Here is a 3,937-nt window from a genome sequence, read left to right on the forward strand (position 1 = left end):
TCGAGCGGGCCGAGCCGGTGACCGGGTACGCCCCCGACGAAGGCGTCCGTCGCCGTGGTGAGCAGGACGGCCACCCGCAGGTGACGCAGGCGCCGGGCGGCGAACGCCAGCACCTCCGCGGTCGGCTGGTCGCCCCGGTCGACGTCGTCCATCGTGCACAGCACGGGGCAATCCCGCGCGGCGGCGGCGAGCAGCCCGAGCACGGCCATGGACAGGGCCAGCCGCCGGTGGGCCGGGCAGCCCGCGCCGGCCAGCGCGCGCCGCAGCACCCGTCGTTGCTGCTCGGGGAGCGTGCGAACCCGGTCCAGCACCGGTTCCAGCAGCCGTTGCAGTCCCGCGTACGGCAGCGCCGCCTCCTCGGCGAGCCCGACGCCGGCCAGGACGGTGCCTCCCTCGGCGTGCCGGTGCGCGTAGTCGACCAGGGCGGTCCGGCCGGAGCCGGGCTCGCCCTGCAGGAGCAGCGCTCCCCCGCCGCGGGGCAGGTCGTTCAGCAGCCGCCGGATCGCGGCGCACTCGTCGTCGCGGCCCCGCAGCACGGTTAATTGCACTGTTGATGCAGTAACCATGCATCGAGTGTCACTTATCGGAAACCTGTTGGAAAGAGTTGACTGGTGCGCGCTGTCCGCTGGGCGGCGTCGTTCCGTTGGCCAGCAGGGATGCGACCGCCACGGAATCACGACGGGCGAAGGCACGCCCAGCGCCCGAGGCGAGCGAGGCGCGCCTCCCGTCGGAAGGCCGGCGGATGTCGGCACTGAGAGTGCGTCCTTGTGGGTAGCCGTCCACCGTCGAGCCGTTCAGCGAGGACGGGCTGCCGGTCGGCGGGAAGGCCGGCCAACTCGGCCCCGGCCGGGCGGGTGGCCGGGGCGGGCATGGCGGGGCGGCCGCCGGTCGGCGGCGCCCGGGGAGCGTCAGGCGCTCGGGCAGGTGTTGCGGTACTCCTCGATCGCCAGGCCGCTCGGGCCCGGGCAGAGGAACTGCTCGTAGCGGGTGTCGTTGTCGACGAACCGCTTCAACCAGGCCACCATCTGCCGGGCGGTGGGGGTGTTCACCGTCTGCGGGAAGAAGTGGCTCGCCCCGTTGAGCTCCAGGTAGGCCTTCTCGGACGAGGCCGGGATGCTGCTGTAGAACGGCTCCGAGTGCGACGAGACCGGCGCGACGGTGTCGCTCTCACCGCCGACGATCAGCGTCGGCACCCGGACGTCGGACCAGGTCTTGTCCAGGTTCCACGGGGCGAGCGGCACGGCGGCCTGCAGCGACGGCCGGGAGACGGCGGCCTCCAGGCTGCCCCCGCCGCCCATCGAGTGGCCGGCGACGGCCAGTCGGGTGCCGTCGATCCGGCCCCGCACCGAACTCCGCTCCACCAGGTAGTCGAGCGCCGCGAGGAGTTGCCGGCCGCGGCTGTCCGGCTGGTCGAGCCGGGTGTTGGTCTCGATGCCGATCACGACGAAGCCGTGCGAGGCGATCCGTGGACCGAGCCAGCTGATGCTGGACCAGGCGGCGGTGTAGCCGGGCGAGATGGCGATGGCCCCGAAGGTGCCCTCGCTGGTGCTGGTCGGGTAGTAGATGACTCCCCCACCGAAGCCGGTCACGCTGAGCGAGGAGACGCTCTGCGACGCGGTGGCGAAGGGACCGCGGCTGGCCTCCAGGAGGGCGACGGTCGGGGCGGGACCGCGCTCGTACGGGTTGTCGGCGGCCTGCGCGGCCGGCGCCGCGGCCAGGCGCCCACGGTGGCCAGGACGGCCGCCACGGCCAGACCGGCGGCGCGGACGGCGGAACGGGGACGGGTGGTGGTTGGTGATGACACGTCGGGCACTCCCTGCAGTCGGGGCATATCGACGTGGATCAGTGTTCGGTGGAGCGAGCCGCCCCCGCATCGGTGAAATCACCAGTCCCCCGGGCGGCGGAAACCCTCCGACGGCGCGCCCGGGGCAGCTCGCGCCGGTGCGGGCGGCAGGGCGGTGACCTGACTGGGGAGACAGCCGGTCCCGCCGACGAGCCGGTCGGTCTACCCGGCGAGCGGGCCGGACCCGGGGGCGCCGGACGGCGACGCGGTCAGCGCTCCTCGGCGTAGTGGGAGTGGACCGCCGGTTGGCCGGTGTAGTTGGGGCCCGCGCGGTCGTCGGCGCCCAGGAAGCGAAACGGCAGGCGTACCTCGCGGCGCCCGGTGCGGCTGATCCGGCGGCGGCGGGAGTCGTAGGCGAAGCCGGCGTCGCGCAGCAGCGCGGTGAGGCGTCGCCCGGCGGGGCGCCCGTCGGCGAGCCGGATGCTGGACAGGTCCAGGTCGGCCACGAACCGACCCTCGGGCGCCAGCCAGTCGGCGGCGCGCGCCAGCACGGCGAGCTTGTCCCCGACGTAGTGCAGTCCGTGCAGGCAGGTGATCAGGTCGAACGGCCGGTCCGGCGTCCAGGTGGCGACGGAGGCGCAGTCCAGCCGCAGGTTCGCCGGGGGTGTCGGCACCGGGTCGAAGGCGTCCACCAGGTCGACCCCGACGAGGGTGGTGCGCTCGGTCAACCCGGCCCGACGCAGCTGCCCGGCCGCCTGGATCAGCGCCCGGCCCGTACCGCAGCAGAGGTCCAGCCAGCCGGTGCCGGCGGCGGCGCCGGCGAGCCGGTCGGTGAGCACGTCGACCGGGTTGAAGCCCAATTCCCGGGCGTAACTGTTGACCCCGGCCAACTGCCGTTCGCGGTTCATCGCGTTGTTGGCCACCACCGCCGACCGTTCCAGCGCCGTGGTGCCCAGCAGTGCGACGCCCGGCCGGCGACCGACCGTCACGCGGTCATCCTCGGCTGGTCGGGCCGGACCGGCGAGCGGCGGGAATCGGTGGGCGGCGGGAGTTGGCGGTCGTGCAGGCGGCTCAGCAGGGCCAGCGAGGTGATCGCGCCGACCAGCGCCAGGAACATGTCCCACTGGGTGTCCCAGACGTCGCCCTGGGTGGCGAGGAAGTCGTCGGCCGCCGAGCCCGCGACCACGGCCGACCACCATTCGAACATCTCGAACAGGGCGCTGAAGGCCAGGCAGGCGCAGACCACGAGCGGCGCGAGCCACCGGCTGCCCCGCAACGGCGAGCGGCGGATGAGGATCTCGCGGATCAGGATGGCCGGCACGAAGCCCTGCGCGAAGTGGCCGAGCCGGTCGTACGGGTTGCGGGACAGGTCGAACAGGTCTCGCACCCAGTTGCCCGCCGGGGTACGCGCGTAGGTGTGGTGACCGCCGACGATGAGGATGATCGCGTGAGCCCCGAGCAGGCAGCACAGCAGTGTGGTCAGTGGGAAGCGGCGCCAGGTGAGCAGCAGCACCGGGATCCCGACGATCACCCACACCGTCTCCAGCAGCCAGGTCAGCCGGTCGTACGGCCGGATGCCGGAGACGACCAGCGCGACGAGGACGACGCCCAGCAGCGCCGGCGGGAGGAGGGCACGTGCTCGGGTCACCGGCGACCGCCTGTTCGTGGCTGGCCGGGCCGGCCGGTCGCCGCCCGGGACGCCGACGATAGCAGCGGCCGGGCCGATCCGATCGGCCCCGAACCGCTCCCCGGCCGGTGGGTGATGGCCGGTTCGGCGGCCACCGAGGTGGCCACCGAACCCGTGATCAGGACCAGGTGCCGCTCCGGTTCACGGCAGCGGCCTCACCGCCGGTCGTCGGCCGTCGGCTGGTGCCGGTGCGGCCGGTTGCGGACGACGGCGAGCGCCAGGACGGCGGCGACGAGGAAGACGATGCCGTTGACCCGCAGCCCGGCCTGCACGCCGGCGTTCAGGGACTCGGCGAGCGCCTGCCGCACCGGCCCGGGCGGCGTCGCGGTGTCGCTGGTGCCGGCGCGCACGGCCGCCTGCACGGCCGTCCGGGTGGACTCGGGTACGCCGTGGGCGGCGAGCCGGCCCGGCAGGTCGGCGATCAGCGTGGTGCTGAGCAGGGTACCCAGCAGCGACGCGCCCATCAC

At 74.1% G+C, this 3,937-nt stretch carries 3 protein-coding genes and 2 pseudogenes; all 5 read right to left on the minus strand.

All coding sequences use genetic code 11. From position 1 onward, the window contains the following. A partial coding sequence (locus JNW89_RS29990) for an ATP-binding protein (protein WP_238451639.1) occupies positions 1-548 on the minus strand: 548 nt, incomplete at its 3' end. Between the two features lie 360 nt (positions 549-908). Further along, positions 909-1,831, minus strand: a pseudogene (locus tag JNW89_RS29995) (alpha/beta hydrolase family protein). 221 nt (positions 1,832-2,052) lie between these two features. Then, positions 2,053-2,772, minus strand: a complete 720-nt coding sequence (locus tag JNW89_RS30000; RefSeq protein WP_238451640.1) for a methyltransferase domain-containing protein — start codon at positions 2,770-2,772, stop codon at positions 2,053-2,055. After that, on the minus strand, positions 2,769-3,431 hold the full coding sequence (locus JNW89_RS30005) for a DUF2238 domain-containing protein (RefSeq protein WP_238451641.1): 663 nt from the start codon (positions 3,429-3,431) through the stop codon (positions 2,769-2,771). The genes JNW89_RS30000 and JNW89_RS30005 overlap by 4 nt, the downstream gene beginning before the upstream one ends. 194 nt (positions 3,432-3,625) lie before the next feature. Next, positions 3,626-3,937, minus strand: a pseudogene (locus tag JNW89_RS30010) (MFS transporter); the annotation flags it as partial.

This window comes from Micromonospora sp. 4G55, assembly GCF_016803375.1.